Genomic DNA, 16732 nt, shown 5'->3' with positions numbered 1-16732 from the left:
CTCACTGGTCGCTGTCATCATTGGCCGATGCAGGCCGCCAACTGGTCGGCTCGACTTTTTTCTGTGTGTTGCTGTCGGTGTAGACCCACCAGCCGCCGTCGCGGTATTGCCCGACGGATTCGTTGACCACGCCGTGCTCGTCGTTCCACAGGATCGTGACCTGCGAGCCGTCCTTCGGCGCGCTCGCTATCGGTTTGCGCTCTGCCATTCAATCCCTCCTCATCTCACGCCGACAATGGACCGGCAGGAACGTCGCTCGACGCGCCGGGTCGTCAGCTATGCGCGAAGATATCCTCTTCCGCCCAGCCCATCAGATCGAGCTTGGCGCGCGTCGGCAGGAAGCGGAAGCAGGCTTCGGCCTCCTTGGTGCGACCCTCGCGCGCAAGCCGCGCGGCCAGCACCTCGCGCAGCCGGTGCAGGTAAAGCACGTCGGAGGCGGCATATTCGAGCTGCTCGGGCGACAGTGTTTCCGCCGCCCAGTCCGACGATTGCTGCGCCTTGGAGAGGCCGATACCGAGCAGTTCGTTGCATATATCCTTCAGCCCGTGGCGGTCGGTGTAGGTACGGGTCAGCCGCGAGGCGATCTTTGTGCAGAAAACCGGTTCGGCCATGACGCCGAAAGCGTGATAAAGGACGGCAATGTCGAAACGGCCGTAGTGAAACAGCTTCACCACGGCGTCGTTCCTGAGAAGGCTGACGAGGTTGGGCGCCTCCTTCTGGCCCGGCGCGATCTGGATGACGTCGGCGCTGCCGTCGCCGGGCGAGATCTGAACCACGCAGAGCCGGTCACGATGCGGGTTCAAGCCCAGCGTTTCCGTGTCGATGGCGACCGCACCGACATTGTAGCGGGAAAGGTCCGGCAGATCGTTCTTGTGGAAACGGATGTCGGTCATTCTCTTCTCCGGATCGCAGCCAGCGGCGCACCCGTCTTTGGACGCGAAGGCGCCGCGCATTGCGCTATCACGCCCGTCCTTGCCGCGATCCGGAAAAAAATCAACAGAAAGTTGATTTTCGCGGTCCGCCGCGGGTTCACCTCAGCGTGTCAGAGCATCGAGAATGCGCGCCCAGGAACGCTGCCCCTTGTGGAAGGAGGTGAGTTCGTACTTCTCGTTGGGCGAATGGATGCGGTCGTCATCGAGGCCGAAGCCGACCAGCAGCGATTCCATGCCGAGATAGGTCTTAAAATCGCCGACCACGGGGATGGAGCCGCCGCCGCCGGTGGTGACGGCCTGCTTTTCCCATTCGTCGGAGAGCGCATCCTTGGCCTTGGCCAGGAACGGCGAGTCGTAGGAAAGCTGGATCGCCGGCGAGCCGCCATGCGGATGGAATTCGACGGAGCAGTCGCCGGGAATCCGATCGCGCACGAAAGCCTGGAAGGCGGCGCGGATTTTTCTCGGATCCTGCTTGTGGACGAGCCGGAACGACACTTTCGCCGATGCTTCCGCCGCGATCACCGTCTTGAAGCCCTTGCCGGTATAGCCGCCGATGATGCCGTTGAACTCGGCCGTCGGCCGTGCCCAGGTGAGTTCGAGCACGGAGCGGCCCTTTTCGCCGGCGGGAATGGAAAGCCCGACCGGTCCGAGGAAGGTCTCGGCGGTCTCGCCGAGCCCCTCCCAGGATTTCAGCACCTGCGAGGGCGTCTCTTCGACGCCGTCATAGAAGCCCGGGATAGTGATGCGGCCGTCTTGATCATGAATGTCGGCGAGAATTTTGGTCAGGATCCGGATCGGATTGGCGGCCGGGCCGCCATAGAGGCCTGAATGCAGGTCGCGGCTGGCTGCCTTGACGGTGACTTCCTCGCCGACCATGCCGCGTAGCGACACGCAGATCGACGGCGTCTCGCGGTTCCACATGCTGGTGTCGCAGACCAGCGCGAAATCCGCTTTCAGCTCGGCGGCGTTGGCCTCGAGAAAAGGCTTGAGCGACGGCGAGCCGGACTCTTCCTCGCCCTCGAACAGGATCGTGACGCGGCACGGCAGATTGCCGTGCACCTGCTTCCAGGCGCGGCAGGCCTCGACGAAGGTCATCAGCTGACCCTTGTCGTCCGCCGAGCCGCGCCCGGCGATCACCTTGCGTCCGGGCTGGACCTCCTTGATCGCCGGCGCGAACGGGTCCGTTTCCCACAGCTCGATCGGATCGACCGGCTGCACGTCGTAATGGCCGTAGAACAGCACATGCGGCGCCCCGGCCGGTCCTGGGTGATGCGCCACCACCATCGGGTGGCCGGGCGTGTCGCGCACCCTGGCGTCGAAGCCGATCAGCTTGAGCTCGGCCGCCAGCCATTCGGCGCCCTTGCGGCAATCGGCGGCAAAGGCCGGGTCGGTGGAGATCGACTTGATACCAAGCAAGCCGAAAAGCCGCTCCAGGCTCTGGTCGAGGTTCTGGTCGAGACGGTCAAGGACGGGGGAGAGTCTGGACATTTCTTCAGCCTTTCGATTCTGGCCCGACCCTAAAGGGGCGAGCAGAAAACGCAAAGCCGCGATCGTTGGGCCACGCGTTCCGGCGTCGGTAACACGCGGGCTGGGAGACAAAAAAGAACCGCCGTGGTGGAGGGGGAACCACGGCGGTCTTTACTCGAAACGTTGCGGCAGCCCGGAGAGGGGGGATAGGCTGCCGCAGTTGCCCGGGATAGGCGGGGGACGGGCCTTACTCCGGACTTCGGCGAAAATTGCCGATGACAGCTATTTGGGTCTGTGAAAATGGCGATTCAAGGGCACGAAGATTACACTTTTGTAACATGCCCGTGAGCGGCTGAATTTTGTCCGAGACCTGTCTGTCAGGGGTGTTGCCGGAACCGGCCGTTTGCGCAGCCTTTGGCATGGACCGCGAAGCTTGGCCGCGCTATCCCTGCCGGCATGAAAAAAGGCGATCATCTCTTTCTTGTCGACGGCTCCGGCTACATTTTCCGCGCCTACCACGCGCTGCCGCCGCTCAACCGCAAATCCGACGGCCTGCCCACCAGCGCCGTGCTCGGCTTCTGCAACATGGTATGGAAGCTGATGCAGGACGCCCGCAACACGAACGTGGGCATCGTGCCGACCCATTTTGCCGTCATCTTCGACTATTCGGCGAAGACCTTCCGCAGCGATCTTTATCCCGAATACAAGGCCAACCGCTCGGCGCCGCCGGAAGACCTGATCCCGCAATTCGGCCTGATCCGCCAGGCGACCGTGGCCTTCAACCTGCCCTGCATCGAGATGGAAGGCTTCGAGGCTGACGACATCATCGCCACCTATTGCCGCCTAGCCTGCGAGGTCGGCGCCGACACCACCATCATCTCCTCCGACAAGGACCTGATGCAATTGGTCGGCCCGACGGTCGGCATGTACGACCCGATGAAGGATCGCCAGATCGGCATTCCCGAGGTAATCGAGAAATGGGGCGTGCCACCGGAAAAGATGATCGACCTGCAGGCGCTGACCGGCGACTCCGTCGACAACGTGCCCGGCGTGCCCGGCATCGGCCCGAAGACCGCGGCGCAACTTCTGGAGCAGTTCGGAGACCTTGACGGCCTGCTGGCGCGCGCCGGCGAGATCAAGCAGGAAAAGCGGCGCGAATCGATCATCGCCAATGCCGACAAGGCGCGCATCTCGCGCGAGCTGGTGACGTTGAAGAACGACGTGCCGCTCAAGGAGGGGCTGGACGACCTTGTGCTGCATGCCCCGGACGGGCCGAAGCTGATCGGCTTCCTGAAGACGATGGAGTTCACCACGCTGACACGCCGCGTCGCGGAAGCGACTGCAACCGAGATCGGCGACGTCCAGGCTTCCAGTGTCACCATCGAGCGCGCCGACACCGCACATGGTCCCGATGTCGGCGCCGGCACGCCGACTGCCTCAAGACCGGCGGCGACGCCGAACGGCGCCGCGAAGCCTGCAGCACCGGTCAGGCCCCAGGATGCCCCACCGCAGGGCGATACGCCTTCCCTGCTCTCCGCGCTGCGGCTGGAGCAGGCGACGGCGCGCAAGATCGATCCCGCGGCCTATGTCGCCATTCGCGATACGGCCGCGCTGAAGGCCTGGATCGCCGAAGCGAGGGAAGCCGGCATCCTTGCCTTCGACGCCGAGACCTCTTCGTCCGATCCGATGCAGGCCGACTTGATCGGCCTGTCCATGGCGATCGCGCCGGGCCGCGCCGCCTACGTGCCGCTCGCCCACACGAGCGGCAATGGCGACCTGCTTGGCGGCGGCATGCTGGCGGACCAGGTCCCGGTCCGCGACGCGCTGGCTCTGCTCAAGCCCCTGCTCGAGGACGGGTCGGTCCTCAAGATCGTCCAGGACATGAAATACGACATTGTCGTGATGAGCCGGCATGGTATCGAGGTCGGCCCGTTCGACGACACGATGCTGATCTCCTACGTGCTCGACGCCGGCACATCCGGCGGGCATGACCTCGCCTCGCTGTCGGAGAAGTGGCTCGGCCATGCGCCAGGCACGAAGAAGGAGCTTGCCGGCTCGGGCAAGGGCGCGGTCGGCTTCGACCAGGTCGACATCGAGCGGGCGACCGCCTATGCCGGCGAGCAGGCCGATCTGGCGCTGCGGCTGTGGCAATTGCTGAAGCCGCGGCTCGCCGCCAAGGGTCTCGTCTCCGTCTATGAAAGGCTGGAGCGGCCGCTTGTGCCCGTGCTCGCCCGCATGGAGCAGCGCGGCATTTCGGTCGATCGCCAGATTCTCTCCAGACTGTCGGGTGAGCTGGCGCAAGGCGCCGCCCGCGCCGAGGAAGAGATCTATGGCATCGTCGGCGAGCGCATCAACATCGGCTCGCCGAAGCAGCTCGGCGACATATTGTTCGGCAAGATGGGGCTGCCGGGCGGCTCCAAGACCAAGACCGGCCAGTGGTCGACCTCGGCGCAGCTGCTGGAAGACCTCGCCGCCGAAGGCCACGAGCTGCCGCGCAAGATCGTCGACTGGCGCCAGCTCACCAAGCTGAAATCGACCTATACCGACGCCTTGCCCGGCTTCATCAATGCCGGCACCAACCGCGTCCACACTTCCTATGCGCTGGCCGCAACGACGACCGGTCGTCTGTCATCCTCCGATCCCAACCTGCAGAACATCCCGGTGCGCACCGCCGAAGGCCGCAAGATCAGGACCGCCTTCATCGCCGAAAAGGGCCACAAGCTGGTCTCGGCCGACTACAGCCAGATTGAATTGCGCGTGCTGGCCCATGTCGCCGAAATCCCGCAGCTCAAGCAGGCTTTTGCGGACGGCGCCGATATCCACGCCATCACCGCGTCCGAAATGTTCAACGTGCCGGTCGCAGGCATGCCTTCGGAAGTGCGGCGGCGTGCCAAGGCGATCAATTTCGGCATCATCTACGGCATCTCGGCCTTCGGTCTGGCGAACCAGCTGTCGATCCCGCGCGAGGAGGCGAGCGCCTACATCAAGCGCTATTTCGAGCGCTTCCCGGGCATCCGCGACTATATCGAGGAAACCAAGGCCTATGCGCGCGAATACGGCTTCGTCGAAACGATCTTCGGCCGCCGCATCCACTATCCGGAGATAAGGTCCTCCAACCCGTCGGTTCGCGCCTTCAACGAGCGCGCTTCGATCAATGCGAGGCTCCAGGGCACTGCGGCCGACATCATCCGCCGCGCCATGGTGCACATGGAAGAGGCGCTGGAGAAGGCGAAGCTGTCGGCCCGCATGCTCTTGCAGGTGCATGACGAGCTTATCTTCGAGACGGTGGAAGCGGAAGTCGAAGCGACAATTCCGGTGGTGCGCCGCGTGATGGAGAACGCGCCGATGCCGGCGGTCTCGATGTCGGTGCCGCTGCATGTCGATGCGCGGGCCGCCGACAACTGGGACGAGGCGCACTGATACCTTCGTCATCCTCGGGCTTGACCCGAGGATGACGACTCGAGGGGCTAAGCCGCCTCAGCTCTACACTTCGCGCAAACCCCGCGAAACTCGATCACCGCCTTCTTGGCGGCGAAGCCGGTCGAGCGCACCCATTCGTCCAGCCGGTGGTCGACATCATGGTCGGACATTTCGGTTACCTGGCCGCAGCTGTCGCAGATGGCGAATGCGGTCATCGAATGACTGTGGTCGTGCGGCTCGGCGCAGGCGACGAAGGAGTTCAAGCTTTCGAGCCGGTGCACGAAGCCCGACTTCACCAGCGTGTCCAGCGCGCGGTAGACCTGCAGCGGCGCCCGGAAGCCGCGCTCGCGCAGTTGATCGAGCAGCATATAGGCGCTCAGCGGCCCGCTGGCGGCTTCGAGCTTCTCAAGCACGCACAGCTGGTTCTTGGTAAGCGCATCCCTTGCCGTCATCTTGTCCGTCCGGTCGTCGCGTCGTTTCGCGTGCCGACTGCGCACGCGAACCGCCTTTGGTCCATGAGATAGCGACGAACGCGCATCTTTGCCACTGTTTCCGCAGCTGGCGGCCCGGCGCGGGCTACTTGCGCGGCGGTCCCTTGCGCTCGGCGGATGCCGCCCAAAGATTGATGTCGGCCTCGCGCGCATAGGTGTCGATCTCGGCAAGCTCGGCGTCGCTGAAGTCGAGCGCCTTGAGAGCGCCGACGCAATCCTCGACCTGTTCCGGCCGGCTGGCGCCGATCAGCGCCGTCGTCACGCGTCCCTTGCGCAGCACCCAGGCCAGCGCCATCTGCGCCAGCGTCTGGCCGCGCCGGCCGGCGATGGCATTCAATGCCTTGATGTTGGTGACCGACTTATCGTTGATGAAAGTCGGACGCAGCGACTTGCCCTGGGATGCGCGGCTGCCTTCCGGGATGCCGCCGAGATATTTATCGGTCAGCATGCCCTGCGCCAGCGGCGAGAACACGATCGAGCCGATGCCGAGCCCTTCCAGCGTATCGAGCAGCCCGTCTTCCTCCACCCAGCGGTTGAGCATGGAATAGCTCGGCTGATGGATCAGGCAGGGCGTGCCGAGCCGCCGCAGGATGTCGGCCGCCTCGCGGGTGCGCTGCGAATTGTAGGAGGAGATGCCGGCATAGAGCGCCTTGCCCGAGCGCACCGCATGGTCGAGCGCGCTCATCGTTTCTTCCAGCGGCGTCTCGGGATCGAAACGGTGGGAATAGAAAATATCGACATAATCGAGCCCCATCCGCTTGAGGCTCTGGTCGAGGCTCGCGAGCACATATTTGCGGCTGCCCCATTCGCCGTAGGGGCCGGCCCACATCTCATAGCCGGCCTTGGTCGAGATGATCAGCTCGTCACGATAGGCGGCGAAATCGGTGCGCAGGATCTCGCCAAAGGCGGTCTCGGCCGAGCCGGGCGGTGGGCCGTAATTGTTGGCGAGATCGAAATGCGTGATGCCGAGGTCGAAGGCTCTGCGCACGATCGCCTGCTTGGTCTTGTGCGGCGTGTCATTGCCGAAATTGTGCCACAGCCCGAGCGAGATGGCCGGCAGCTTGAGGCCGGACCGTCCGCACCGGTTGTAGATCATCTTCTCGTAGCGATTCTCGGCGGCGACATAGGGCATAGGGAATCCTTGGGAAGGCGGCCGGGATCGCCGCTAAGTGACTTGAATCGATGCTCGCCCCGCACCTTTACCCTCTCCCCGCCGAAACGGGGAGAGGGGTTGCCACCTACTTTTTCTTCGCCAGCAGCGCCTTCGCTTCCTTGATGCCGAGCGCCGCCGGCCGCTCGCAGGTCGTCTGCATGGCGACGAACTTGCCGCTTTCGCCGGAGCGCAGGACGCCGGTCATGACATCGACGGCATGCAGCGCCAGCTCCATCGAGCAGCGGTGCGGCCGCCCTTCGCCGATCGCGATCGCCATGTCGGCAAGACCTGCCGTGCGGTAGTTGGCCATCATGCCTTGGCTGTGCATCTCATTGGGCACGCCGAACGGATGATCCCACTTGGGAAGCTTCTTCACCGGCTTGGTCGCATCGGTGAAGCGGACTTCGCCGCCGAAGAAATTCGGGTCCGGCACAAAGACGGTGCCCGCCTCGCCGTAGAGCTCCATCGGCGCATGGCCGTGGTTCCACACGTCCCACGAGGTGTTGAGTGTCACCACCGCGCCATTCGCGAATTCCAGCAGCGCATGGATGGTGGTCGGCGTGTTGACCGGGATTTTTTCGCCCGCGCGCGGTTTGGAGCTGATGGTGCGCTCCTTGGCCGGCGTCGCCGCGAAAGCCGCGACCTGCTTCACCGGCCCGATCAGCTGGATCAGGTTGGTGACATAGTACGGGCCGATGTCGAGCACCGGACCGGCGCCCGGCTGGAAGAAGAAGTCGGGATTGGGGTGCCAGTGTTCCATGCCATGGCCCATCACATGGCAGGTGCCGCTGGTGATCTTGCCAAGCTTGCCGCTGTCGATCAGATCGCGGGCCAGCTGATGCGCGCCGCCGAAAAACGTGTCGGGAGCCGAGCCGATGCGAAGCCCCTTCTTCTCCGCCCGCTTCTTGAGATCCAGTCCTTCCTTGACCGACAGCACGAAGGGCTTTTCCGAATAGACGTGCTTGCCAGCGTCGAGCACCGCCTTCGACACGTCATAGTGCACGGCCGGAATGGTGAGATTAACGACGATATCGATGTCGTCATCTTTGAGAAGGTCGTTGACCGTTTCGGCGCGGAGCTTGAACTCCTTCGCCCGCATCTTCGCCGCGTCCATGTTGATGTCCGCGCAGGCGCGCATCTCGATGCCGCGGAAGAGCGGCGCCAGCGAGAAATACGCCTTCGAGATGTTGCCGCAGCCGATGACGCCTACGCCAAGTTTGTTTGCCATGATGGTATGTCCTAGTAATTCTTGACGGATTCGATCGAGCGACGGGCGAAGCGCTCGATGTCGTTGGGGTTGTCCTGCTCCATGACGAAGTACTTCGTCGCGCTTTTCGCGCGCAGCGCCTTGATCAGGCCCGCCCAGTCGATGGTGCCGTGACCGACATCCGACCAGCCGTCCTCGTCCAGCCCCTCCCCCGGCTTCGCCATGTCTTTGACGTGGACGGCACTGATGCGCTTGCCGTGCCTTTCGATCCAGGGCAGCGGATCGGCGCCGCCGCGCACCACCCAGGCAACGTCCATCTCCCAGCCGATGTCGGGCGCAGCCGACAGGATGTGGTCCTGCGGCAGCGAGCCGTCGGCGAGCGGCTTGAACTCGAAATCATGGTTGTGCCAGGCAAAGCCGTAGCCGGCCTTCTTCGCGGTGTCGCCCACCTTGGCGAGTCGCTCGCCGAAGCCGCGCCAGCCGGCGGCATCGCCCGGCCGCGCATCGGGCATGAGGTAGGGGCAGATGAGCAGCGAGATGCCGAGCGCATCGGCAATTCTGCGCACGCCGTCGAAATCCTTCTCCAGCGCATCGATCGAGAAATGCCCGGTCGGCATGGCGAGCCCGTTCTTATCGAGCTCGGCACGGAAAGCCTTCGGATCGTCATAGACGCCGCCGAAACCTTCGACTTCTTTGTAGCCCAGTTCGCCGAGCATTTTCAGCACGCCGTCCCATGGCTGGAAGTTGCGGGCACTGTAAAGTTGGAATGACCAGTTCATCTGTCTGTCCGTTCTGTTGATGGTTCCGGGAGGTTGTGGTCTGGGAGGTTAGAGCCTGCTGTCGGTCTCGGCGTCGAACAGCGAGGCGCGCGCCGGATCGAAGCCGATGCGTATCGCATCGCCGTTGCGCAGCGTCTTGTCGGCTTCGACGCGGAAGGAGAGGATCTGGCCGCCGAGCTTCGTCCACACCAGCGTGTCGGAGCCCATCGGATCGACAATCTCGACAGTGGACTCGGCGGTGAACGGCATGGCCCTCGCCGCTTCGCCAAAAGCGATATGCTCCGGCCGGATGCCGAACACGCAGGGCCTGGCGGCGCGCCCGCCTTCGTTTTCGAATTGATAGCGGCCCAGCGGCACCGAAACACCGTCGGCCTTGAACACCGGCGCCTCGCTTGCTTCCAGGTGCCCCTTGATAAAATTCATCGCCGGCGAGCCGAGGAAGCCGGCGACGAAGCGGTTGACCGGGCGATTGTAGATCGTCTGGGGCGCATCGAGCTGCTGGACGACGCCGCCCTTCATCACCGCGATACGGTCGGCCAGCGTCATCGCCTCGATCTGGTCGTGGGTTACGTAGATCATCGTGTTCTGCAGCCTGCGGTGCAAAAGTTTGATCTCGACGCGCAATTCCGACCGCAGCTTGGCGTCGAGGTTGGAGAGCGGCTCGTCGAACAGGAAGACATCGACGTCGCGCACCAGTGCCCGCCCGATCGCCACGCGCTGCCGCTGGCCTCCGGAAAGCGCCGACGGCTTCCTCTGCAACAGCGGCTCGATCTGCAGGATCTCCGCCGCGCGCGCGATGCGTTTGGCGATCTCGTCCTTGGGCACGCCGGCGACCCGCAGGCCGAAGGAAAGGTTCTTTTCCACCGTCATCTGCGGGTAGAGGGCGTAGGACTGGAACACCATGCCGATGCCGCGATCCTTCGGCTCCTCCCAGGTGACATTCTTGCCCTTGATGAAGATGCGGCCCTCGGAGATGTCGAGCAGGCCGGCGATGCAGTTGAGCAAGGTCGACTTGCCGCAGCCGGATGGTCCGAGCAGCACGATGAACTCGCCCTCGGCGACGTCGAGATTGAGCGTCTTCAGCACCGACATGACGCCGAAATTCAGCGACAGGTCCTGGATCGAAACGCTGGGATTGGCGATCGCTGCTGCCATCATCATCCTTTCACCGCGCCGGCGGCGATGCCGCGCACGAAGAGCTTGCCGGAAACGAAGTAGACGATGAGCGGCACAAGGCCGGTCAGGATGGTCGCGGCCATGTTGACGTTGTACTCCTTCACGCCCTGTACCGAGTTGACGATGTTGTTGAGCTGCACCGTCATCGGATAGGTGTCGGGGCGGGTGTAGACGACGCCGAACAGGAAGTCGTTCCAGATGCCGGTCACCTGCAGGATGATGGCGACGACGAAGATCGGCAGCGACATCGGCAGCATGATGCGCAGGTAGATGCCCCAGAAACCGGCGCCGTCGACGCGCGCCGCGCGGAACAGTTCCTCCGGCATGGACGTGAAATAGTTGCGGAACAGGAGCGTCAGGATCGGCATGCCGAAGATCGAATGCACGATCACGAGGCCGGTCAGCGTGCCGTAGATGCCGATCTCGCGCAGGATGATGACGATCGGGTAGATCATCACCTGATAGGGAATGAAGGCGCCGACGATCAGGATGATGAAGAAGGTGTCGGCGCCCTTGAAGCGCCAGTTGGCCAAGGCATAGCCGTTGACCGAAGCGATCGCGATCGACAGCAGCACCGACGGCACGGTGATGCGCACCGAGTTCCAGAAGCCGCGCGACAGCCCGTCGCAATTGAGCCCGGTGCAGGCCTGCGACCACGCCTTGACCCAAGGCTCGAAGGTGATCTCCAGCGGCGGCGAGAAGATGTTGCCGAGGCGGATTTCCGGCATGCCCTTCAGCGATGTGACGATCATCACGTAGAGCGGCAGCAGGTAATAGAGCGCCACGACGATCAGCGTGCCGTAGAGGAAGATGTTGCGGCGCGAGAGCACGTGCCGCGGCTTCGTTCCGCTCGGCCCCGATGCATCGCGCGACAGGGCTTCGCGCCGAAGAGCGTCACCGGAGATGGAGGCAGCAGCTTCAGCCATGCTTTTTGCCTCCGAATTCGAGATAGGCCCAAGGCACGATGACGATTACCACCGAGAGCAGCATCATGGTCGAGGCGGCAAAGCCCTGGCCGAGATTCTGGGCAAAGAACATGTAGTCGTAGACGTATTTCGCCGGCACTTCGGAAGCGATACCCGGACCGCCGCTGGTCTGCGCCACCACAAGGTCATAGACCTTGACGATGCCGGCGGCGATGATCACCAAGGTGGTGACAAAGACCGGCCGCATCATCGGTATGATGATGAAGACATAAGTCTTCCACATCGGTATGCCGTCAACCCGTGCGGCCTTCCAGATGTCCTCGTCGATGCCGCGCAGGCCGGCGAGCATCAGGCACATGATCAGTCCCGTGCCTTGCCAGAGGGCCGCGATCGAAATGCCGTAGATGACGATGCTGGAATTGTAGAGCGGATCGAAGCTGAAGCTCGTCCAGCCGAGGTCTCGCACGACGCGCTGGATGCCGAAATCGGGATTGAGCAGCCACTGCCAGACCAGCCCGGTGACGATGAAAGAAAGGGCGAAAGGGTAGAGAAAGATCGTGCGGAACGTGTCCTCGAAGCGGATCTTCTGATCGAGCAATGCCGCGAGGATGAAGCCGATCACCAGCGAGAACACCAGCGAGATCACGCCGTAGATCAAAAGGTTCTCGATCGACACCAGCCAGCGCGGCGTCGCCCATAGCCGGTAATATTGGTCGAGGCCGACGAAATTCAGCCGCGGCAAGAGCTTCGAATTGGTGAAGGAATAGAGCACCGTCCAGGCCGTGTCGCCGACGAAGACGACCAGCGCGGTCAGGATCATCGGGATCGATGCGACCTTGGCGTTGAGGTTGCGTAAAAGCTGGTTGGGGCGTTCGCTGTTGCTCATCTCGGCAGCCGGGCTGGGACAATGAGGGCATCACGCTCCCGACCCCGGATAGGCGGGGGCCGGGAGCTGGCGGGGGCGCCGTTGATCAGTCTGCCGACGCGATGATGTCGGCGAAGCGCTTCTGCGCCTCTTCGAGCGTCATGTCGGGCTTGGCGAAGAATTCGGAGAACAGATCCTCCTTCTGCTTTTGGCTGTCCTGCGACAAGAGCTGGTCGGTCCACGGGATCACCGCGCCTTTCGCGAGGATGGCGAGGCCCTTCTTCATGCAGTCGTTCGCCGTGTTGAGGTCGACGTCGCCGCGCACCGGAAGCGAGCCCTTCTTGAGATTGAAGGCCACCTGGGTCTTCGGGTCGAGCAGCGTCTCGGCCAGAACTTCCTGAGCCTTGGCCTTGTCGGCATCCTTAATCAGCGGGAAGTAGAACGCGTCGCCGCCCGTGGCGATGACCTCGTTCAGGCCGAGACCGGGCAGGCAGGTGTAGTCTTTGCCGGCGGTCTTGCCGGCGACCTGGAACTCGCCCTGCGCCCAGTCGCCCATGATCTGGCCGCCGGCCTTGCCGGTGATGACCAGATTGGTCGCCTGGTTCCAGTCCTGCACATTGGTGTTCTTGGCCATCTTACGGGCGTCGTCGGCGGCCTTGAACACCTTGGCGATTTCGGGACCGCCTGCGAATTTGGCGTCCTTGTCCCTGTAGACCTTGAGGAAGGCGTCGGTGCCGCCGACGGCGGCAAGCAGCACGTCGAAGGCGCCGGACGCCTGCCAGGGCTGCCCGCCGACGGCGAGCGGGATGATGCCGGCTTTTTCCAGCGCCGGCGCAGCCGCCACGAATTCATTCCAGTCCTTCGGCATCGGCACGCCGGCCTTCTGGAAGGCTTCGTTCGACAGCCATAGCCACTGCCAGGAATGGATGTTGACCGGCACGCAATAGATCTTGCCGCCGATGGTGCACGAGTCGAGCAGGCTCTTCGGCCGCACGATTTCCGTCCACTTTTCCTTGGTTGCGAGATCGGTGAGGTCGCGCATCAGCCCGGCCTGGACGAGCTCCTCCGCCTGCCGGCCGTGGTTGAACTGGGTGGCGCCCATCGGATCGCCGCCGGTGATGCGGCTGATCATGATCGGCCGCGCTGTGCCGCCGGAACCGGCGATGGCGCCGTCGACCCAGTGATTGCCGGTCGCGTCGAACGCCTTGGCAAGTTCGGCCACTGCCGCCGCCTCGCCGCCCGAAGTCCACCAATGCGTGACTTCGAGATCGGTCGCGGCCGCCGGTCCGGCGAAGTTCAGCGCGGCCGTCGCGGCGAACGCGGCGGTCAGGAATTTGTATCGCATTTCGGTTCCTCCCAGAATCTGAAACGTTACAGATTTTCGATACGGCAAATGGCCCTTATAGGCAACCCCTCGAATGGAAACGGCATGAGATTTCTTCGGGGCACGAACAAAATCCTCTCCAAAGGGCCTGTCGGAGAGTCGCTGGTGCGGCCAATTGATGCAAAAAGCGGAGGTAAATCGAGATTTCCTTATGATTCCAGCAGCTTTTCAGCCCACCCCTGTGGCGCTGACCACAACGAGTGCGACCTGCCCGATGATCACGGGCGTTGGCAATCTGTAACGTTTCAGTATATTGCACCGTGTCATGGACTGAAAGCCGCGCAAATGGATGGGCGCGATTGCCGGCCGGCTTCGCGGCTGCTATGCGCCTGATGGGCGGGACGAATGGACAGACGAGCAACCGAGAAGGACGACGACACGTCGGCTAAGGGACGGCCGACGCTGAAGACGCTTGCCTTCATGACCGGGCTCGGCGTCACCACCGTCTCGCGCGCGCTGAAGGACGCGCCGGAGATCGGCGCCGAGACCAGGCGGCGCGTGCAGCTCGTCGCCAAGCAGATCGGCTATCGCCCGAACCGCGCCGGCGTGAGGCTGAGGACGGGCAAGACCAACGTCATCAGCCTGGTGCTCAACACCGAGCACGAGCTGATGAGCTTCGTCTCGGACATCATCTACGGCGTCACCGAGGTGATCGCCGACACGCCCTATCACCTGATCGTCACGCCCTATTCGCGCTCGCAGGACCCGCTGGATCCGGTGCGCTATCTGGTGGAGACGGGCTCCGCCGACGGCGTCATCATTTCACGCACGCAGCCCAACGACCCGCGCGCCCGCTATATGCTGGAACGCGGCATCCCATTTGCCACGCATGGCCGCACCGACATGGGGCTGGTGCATCCCTATCACGACTTCGACAACTATGCTTTCGCCGGCGAGGCGGTGCGCCATCTCGGCGGCATGGGCCGGCGCCGGCTGGCTCTGGTGACGCCGCCGGTCGGCCTCACCTATTACGACCACACGGTGAACGGTTTTGCCGATGCGCTGAGCGAAGTCGGCGCCAGCGAGGTGCCGTTCAACACCGTCTCCATCGACCACACGATCGAGCAGATCAGGATGCGAACTGCGCAGCTCATGCGCCGCGAGAGCCGTCCGGACGGCATCGTCAGCAGCGCCGCCGCCGCCACGCTCGCCGTTGTTGCAGGCATCGAGGACGCCGGCCTGAAACTCGGCCGCGATGTCGACGTGGTGTCGAAACAGTCCTCGGAACTGCTGCATTTGTTCCGGCGCGAACTGCTGGTCGTGAACGAGAATTTCCGGCTCGCCGGCTCCGAGCTTGCCCGCGCTGTGCTCGGCTGGATCGGCGGCAAGGAACCTGGCTCACTGCAATCGCTGAGCAAACCGAGCGAGGTCCTGCCCTATCGGGGTTGACTGGCGCGACTTGAGAGTCAGGTCAGGCCGAGTCGGCGGCTTCCGAGAACCGGAAGCGCGCTTGAGTAGCACCGGGAGCGCAGGAAGCCGCCTTTGCACCCTGGCATAATCTGACTCTAGGCGGCGCCGCTTCCCCACGGCCCATGGAACGCCCCCTGCTCGCCGATGCGCTCGAAACCGTGCGCGCCGAAGAAATCGCGCTGCGCCTGGATCAGGTTCGACGTGCCGCGGCCCTGGCGATAGCTGTCGAAATAGGCGAGCGCCGAGGACAGCGCCGGCACCGGTGAGCCGGCCTCGGAGGCTCGCGCCACGATGCGCCTGAGCGACGGATGCGCCTCCTTCATCATGGCGATGAAGGCCGGCGCCATCAGGAGATTGGTCGAGGCGCCGCCTGAGCCGAAGGCCTCCGCCATTGTGTCCAGCATCTGCGAGCGGATGATGCAGCCGGCACGCCATATGTTGGAGATGGTCGGCATCGGCAGGCTCCAGTTGAATTCCTTTGAGGCGCCGCTCATCACAGCAAAACCTTGCGCGTAAGCCGCGATCTTGCCGGCGAACAGCGCCAGCTCGAGATCCTTCAGCAGCGCCGCCTTGTCGCCGGAAATCTTCTCGACGCCGATATTGCCGTAGGCCTTTTCCGCCGCCTGCCGTTCGTCCTTGATCGACGACAGCACGCGCGCCGCGACGGCAGCCTCGATGGCCGTCGCCGGAATGCCGAGCTGCTGCGCTTCGATGATCGACCATTTGCCGGTGCCCTTCTGGCCGGCGCGATCGAGGATGATGTCGACCACCGGCCTGCCGGTCTTGGGATCGTCGGCTGCGAGAACCTTGGCGGTGATCTCGATCAGGTAGGAGTTGAGCCTGCCCTTGTTCCAGCCGTCGAAGACCCTGCCGATCTCCTTCGGCTCCATGCCGAGACCGTCGCGCAGTATGCCGTAGATCTCGGCGATCATCTGCATGTCGGCATATTCGATGCCGTTGTGGATGGTCTTGACGAAATGGCCGGCGCCGTCGGTGCCGAGCCAGGCGGCGCAAGGCTCGTCCTTGAACTTGGCGGAAATCGCCGTCAGCACCCTCTCGACGCGCTTCCAGGAGTCTTCCGTGCCCCCGACCATGATTGACGGCCCGTGGCGCGCGCCCTCCTCGCCGCCCGAGACGCCCATGCCGATGAAGGTCAGGCCGGAGCCCGACAGCTCGGAGAAGCGCCGCATCGTGTCGCGGAAATTGGCATTGCCGGCATCGATGACGATGTCGTTGTCGGAGAGCACGCCGCGCAGCGCCGCGATCTGCTCGTCGACCGGCTTGCCGGCCAGCACCATGATGATGATCGGCCGAGGCGGCCGGATCGCTGCGGCGAGTTCCTCCAGGCTGTAGCAGGGCACAACCATGTCCCTGAGCGCGCCTGCGCTCTCGACGAAGGCGTCGGTGCGCGAACCGGTGCGGTTGAACACGGCGATGCGGTGCCCATGCTCGGCGATGTTGAGCGCCAGGTTGGAGCCCATCGTGCCAAGGCCGATCAGGCCGATTTCGGCTTTTTCCATCG

At 63.7% G+C, this 16732-nt stretch carries 14 protein-coding genes; 2 read left to right on the top strand and 12 right to left on the bottom strand.

Annotated elements, in window-relative coordinates; genetic code table 11:
* Window position 1: 1 nt before the first annotated feature.
* From P9217_RS13370 to P9217_RS13360, 3 genes are all read right to left on the bottom strand, one after another.
* On the bottom strand, window positions 2-208 hold the full coding sequence (locus P9217_RS13370; RefSeq protein ID WP_095778715.1) for a hypothetical protein: 207 nt from the start codon (window positions 206-208) through the stop codon (window positions 2-4).
* 64 nt (window positions 209-272) lie between these two features.
* The gene (locus P9217_RS13365; protein WP_095783543.1) at window positions 273-893 is read right to left on the bottom strand and encodes a ribonuclease D; all 621 of its coding nucleotides are present in this window, start codon (window positions 891-893) and stop codon (window positions 273-275) included.
* Between the two features lie 141 nt (window positions 894-1034).
* Window positions 1035-2420, bottom strand: coding sequence for a M20/M25/M40 family metallo-hydrolase (locus P9217_RS13360; RefSeq protein ID WP_278087041.1), 1386 nt, complete (start codon window positions 2418-2420; stop codon window positions 1035-1037).
* Between the two features lie 435 nt (window positions 2421-2855).
* Here P9217_RS13360 and polA point away from each other — a divergent pair, with 435 nt between their 5' ends.
* A complete protein-coding gene (gene polA / locus P9217_RS13355; protein WP_067318925.1) occupies window positions 2856-5819 on the top strand; it encodes a DNA polymerase I in 2964 nt (987 codons plus the stop codon).
* Window positions 5820-5866: 47 nt separating this feature from the next.
* On the opposite strand, the gene P9217_RS13350 is transcribed toward polA, so the two are convergent.
* The 8 genes from P9217_RS13350 to P9217_RS13315 all read right to left on the bottom strand — a co-directional run bounded on the left by P9217_RS13350 (window position 5867) and on the right by P9217_RS13315 (window position 13761).
* Complete coding sequence (locus tag P9217_RS13350; RefSeq protein ID WP_059184736.1) at window positions 5867-6271, bottom strand: Fur family transcriptional regulator; 405 nt, start codon at window positions 6269-6271, stop codon at window positions 5867-5869.
* 124 nt (window positions 6272-6395) lie between these two features.
* Window positions 6396-7442, bottom strand: coding sequence for an L-glyceraldehyde 3-phosphate reductase (mgrA, locus tag P9217_RS13345; RefSeq protein ID WP_127216731.1), 1047 nt, complete (start codon window positions 7440-7442; stop codon window positions 6396-6398).
* A gap of 106 nt (window positions 7443-7548) precedes the next feature.
* Entirely contained in the window at window positions 7549-8691 is a 1143-nt protein-coding gene (locus tag P9217_RS13340) for a Gfo/Idh/MocA family oxidoreductase (protein ID WP_278087040.1), read from the bottom strand.
* Between the two features lie 11 nt (window positions 8692-8702).
* A complete protein-coding gene (locus P9217_RS13335; protein ID WP_067318931.1) occupies window positions 8703-9449 on the bottom strand; it encodes a sugar phosphate isomerase/epimerase in 747 nt (248 codons plus the stop codon).
* A 48-nt stretch (window positions 9450-9497) separates the two neighbouring features.
* Window positions 9498-10607, bottom strand: a complete 1110-nt coding sequence (locus P9217_RS13330; protein ID WP_278087391.1) for an ABC transporter ATP-binding protein — start codon at window positions 10605-10607, stop codon at window positions 9498-9500.
* The gene (locus P9217_RS13325) at window positions 10607-11551 is read right to left on the bottom strand and encodes a carbohydrate ABC transporter permease (RefSeq protein WP_278087039.1); all 945 of its coding nucleotides are present in this window, start codon (window positions 11549-11551) and stop codon (window positions 10607-10609) included. Before P9217_RS13325 ends, P9217_RS13330 begins: the two co-directional genes overlap by 1 nt.
* Window positions 11544-12437, bottom strand: a complete 894-nt coding sequence (locus P9217_RS13320; RefSeq protein ID WP_278087038.1) for a sugar ABC transporter permease — start codon at window positions 12435-12437, stop codon at window positions 11544-11546. The genes P9217_RS13325 and P9217_RS13320 overlap by 8 nt, the downstream gene beginning before the upstream one ends.
* Window positions 12438-12522: 85 nt before the next feature.
* Window positions 12523-13761 carry an ABC transporter substrate-binding protein gene (locus tag P9217_RS13315; RefSeq protein WP_278087037.1) on the bottom strand — a complete coding sequence of 413 codons (1239 nt, stop codon included), beginning with the start codon at window positions 13759-13761 and terminating at the stop codon, window positions 12523-12525.
* Between the two features lie 384 nt (window positions 13762-14145).
* Between P9217_RS13315 and P9217_RS13310 the strand changes: the two genes are divergently transcribed.
* Complete coding sequence (locus P9217_RS13310) at window positions 14146-15189, top strand: LacI family transcriptional regulator (RefSeq protein WP_278087036.1); 1044 nt, start codon at window positions 14146-14148, stop codon at window positions 15187-15189.
* 116 nt (window positions 15190-15305) lie between these two features.
* Here P9217_RS13310 and gndA read toward each other — a convergent pair whose 3' ends face one another.
* Window positions 15306-16730: an NADP-dependent phosphogluconate dehydrogenase gene (gene gndA, locus P9217_RS13305; protein WP_278087035.1), complete on the bottom strand. Its 1425-nt coding sequence runs from the start codon at window positions 16728-16730 to the stop codon at window positions 15306-15308.
* Window positions 16731-16732 lie beyond the last annotated feature (2 nt).

The sequence above is a fragment of the Mesorhizobium sp. WSM4989 genome, from assembly GCF_029625795.1.
In the GTDB taxonomy this organism is placed as follows: domain Bacteria; phylum Pseudomonadota; class Alphaproteobacteria; order Rhizobiales; family Rhizobiaceae; genus Mesorhizobium.
The sequence above is the reverse complement of the archived record's forward strand: the minus strand, read 5'-3'. Positions and strand labels throughout refer to the sequence as shown.